1 protein-coding gene is annotated in these 3,314 nt (G+C 69.9%); it reads left to right on the forward strand.

Features of this window, described 5'->3' with window-relative positions:
* Nucleotides 1-3,314 (forward strand): DUF4157 domain-containing protein (locus RKP46_RS14330; protein ID WP_311107259.1); only part of this gene is annotated, 3,314 nt, incomplete at both ends.

Consider the following 3,314-nt stretch of genomic DNA (forward strand, 5'->3'; position numbering starts at 1 on the left):
CGCTCGCCCGCGCCGGCAGCGGGCACCGGCAGCGAGCGCGTGCAGCGCGCCAGCGTCGCTCCTGGCGTCGAGCCGCCGGCGCCCGCGGTGATTGCCCCGCTTCCTGCCGCCGAGCAGATCCAGCGCGCAGCGGCGGCGCCAGGCGTCGAGGCAGACAAGGTGCAGCGTGCCGGCGTTCTGCAACGCGCCGAGGAAACGCCGGCGGCCAACGCGACGGCGGTCAGCGAGGCGACCGAGCAGCGCATCGAGGCGCGCCGTGGCAGCGGCAGCCCGCTGCCCGAGCATCTGCGCGTCGAGATGGAAGGACGCTTCGCCAAGGATTTCACCGACGTTCGCGTGCACACCGACAGCGAAGCACAGGGCTTGTGCGCCGAAACCGGAGCGCGCGCCTTCACGGTCGGCAACGACATCTTCTTTGCCCCGGGCGAATTCGACCCGGCGAGCGATGGCGGGCGCCAACTGCTGGCGCACGAACTGACGCACGTCGTCCAGCAGGCGCACACGGCGCGCCGCCTGCAGCGCAACGGCACACCGCCGCCGGCGGGTGGCGGCGGCACGGGCACGCCTGCGCCGGCTGGCGGGAGCGGCGAGTTCACCCTCTCCGACGGCACCGTGATCGATCGCGTCCCGCGCAGCTATCCGGGCAGCGACACCGAGCGCAAGCGCCTGCAGTTGCCGGAAGTCAGCCTGCCGACGTTCAAGGAGCGCAACCGCGACCGCTTCCCGGCGGTCCTCGCGCTGCGTCCGGGCGCGCGCGGCGTCACCCGGCAGGGCGAATTCTGGCGCGACTCGGTACGCCGGTCGGTCAGCCGCCTGCTCGAAGCGAAGAAGGACACGGCGCGGATCAGCGGCGGCTACCACCGCGACAGCGATACCTACTTTTTCCGCGCGCAGCGCAACCCGGAGTTCGTCCTTTTTGGCAACTCCGAACAGATTCTCGAAGCCAACATGGTTCCCTTCTGGGACGAAGGCGGCCGGCCGTCGGCGTACCAGATCGACCACATGGTCGAGGACCAGTTGGTCAATCCGGACGACACCTCGTATGGTGGGCTGTCGTCGGCCGATCGCGCGTCCAACTTCGAACTGCTCGACGCCACCGCCAACGGCTCGTCGGGAACCCGCCTGAACGCCGAAATCGACCGCCGGCTGCGCCGCGCCGTCAGCCTTTTCGCCAGCGAACACCCGGGCGAGCCACCGCTGCGCTTCGAAGCGCTGCGCCGCTGGGGCGCCTACTACGTCAACTTCATGAGCCATCCCTTCGACCTTGGCGGCACTGCCGGCAATCCGCAGAACTTCTGGTCGCACCGGGCGATCCTGCAGGGCCAGGCGCTCAACGTCCTGGTCCCGATGACCGGCGACCAGATGCGCCGGCTCAACCGCGAGGACGAACCCGTCGTCTTCACCTCGGCGCAGGGCGGCGTGCCGCGCTACGTCCGCCAGTCGGCACTGCCCATCCGCAACTGGTTGCCGCGGGTCAACCTGACCGGCATCGAAATCACGCCCAACCCGGCAAGCGCGGAAACCGCCGGCTGGCTGACGGTCAGCGCCTACGGCGCGGAAGACGCGCGCGCCGGCGCCGTCGCCGCCACCTATCCCGATATGCGCTGGCGCCTGAAGCCCGTTCCCGGCATGTACGGCGGCGCGATCGACGCCGAGTACATCAAGGAAAACTATTTCGGCGCGCGCAGCAGCCTGCAGTTGCCCGGCCTCAGCCCGATCGCCTTCGACAGCCTCAGCCTGAGCGAGCGCGGTCTGCGCGCCGAAGGCCGCGTCCTCCCGACGGTCCCCTTCGTCGGCAACGCCGACATCCGGATTCTCGTCACCGGCGCCGAGATCCAGTTGCGCAAGACTTTTCAGGGCAGCGAGCTGACGCTGCCGCCGCCTTTCGCCTTGAAGGACACTTCGCTGGCCGTCTTCTTCAGCTCGGCGCGCGGTCTCGGCGTCGAGGGGCGCGCCGACTTCGAAGTCAATCGCCTCGGTACCGGCTACCTCGAAGCAGCGGCAAGCACCGGCCAGGGCTTCGAACTCGCCGGCGGTTTCGACTTCGACAGCCAGCTCTTCGACCGCGCCAGCATCGAAATGTGGTACCGCAACGAGCAGTTCGGCGCCGCCGGCGACCTGGCGATCACCTCGCCGAACAAGGTGCGCGGCATCCGCGCGGCCAGTCTGCACATCGACTACCAGGCCGGCCGCTTCGCCGCCAACGGCAGCGTCGATCCCGACATCCCCGGCGTCCAGCAGGCCGGCCTGCGCGTCGAGTATTCACAAACGGAAGGCCTACTGATCGGCGGCAACCTGCGCCTGTCGGCCAACCCGGCGATCCGCTCCGGATCGATCGACGTCACCGTGCGCAAGCCGCAAGACACCTGGCGCGTCGCCGCCACCGGCAGCGCGCAGCCGGCGATTCCCGGCCTCAACTCCGATCTCACCGTGAGCTACGACGACGGCGCGTTCAACGCCGCTTTCCGCGGCACCTTCCAGCGCGGCATGCTCTCCGGCACCGTCGAGGCCGGCGCGACCAACCGGACGCTCGACGGCAACGGCCAGCCGACCGGCCCGGCCGCGCCTGAAGCGCCGATCATCGTCTATGGCAGCGGCTCGGCAACGCTGCAGATCGCGCCCTGGCTGCAGGGAACCGCCGGCATCCGCTTCGCGCCGAACGGCGAAGTCACCGTCTCCGGCGAAATCGGTCTGCCCGCCGCGCTGCAGATTTTCCCGCGGCGCGAGATCCGGCGCACGCTGTTCGACATGGCGACGCAAATCCCGATCGTCCCCGGCATCGTCGCCGAAGTCGGCGGCAACCTCAGCGCGCAGGCCGGCATCGGCCCGGGAGCGCTCGACCAGTTGCGCATCGGCATCGAATACAACCCGGCGCACGAAGAAAACACGCACGTCACCGGCGACGCACACCTCAACGTCCCTGCCGACGCCGGCGTCCGCCTCGGTGCGCGCGCCGGCATCGGCCTCGGCATCACCGGCGCCAGCGCCACCGGCGGCCTCGAACTTGGCGGCACGCTGGGCATCGCCGGCGCCGCCGAGGCCGGCGTGCACATCGACTGGATGCCGGCGCGCGGTCTGCAGGTCGACGCCGAAGGCTACCTGCACGCCGAACCCCGCTTCCGCTTCGACGTTTCCGGCTATGTCAGCGTGCGCGCGCTCGGCTTCAGCGTCTACGACAATCGCTGGGAACTCGCCGCTTACGAACTCGGCTCCAACCTCCGCCTCGGCGTGCGCTTCCCCATCCACTACCGGCAGGGCCAGCCTTTCGAGGTCTCGCTCGACGACGTACAGTTCGAAGTGCCCGACATCGACGC

Source organism: Accumulibacter sp. (assembly GCF_031732815.1).
Lineage (GTDB): Bacteria > Pseudomonadota > Gammaproteobacteria > Burkholderiales > Rhodocyclaceae > Accumulibacter.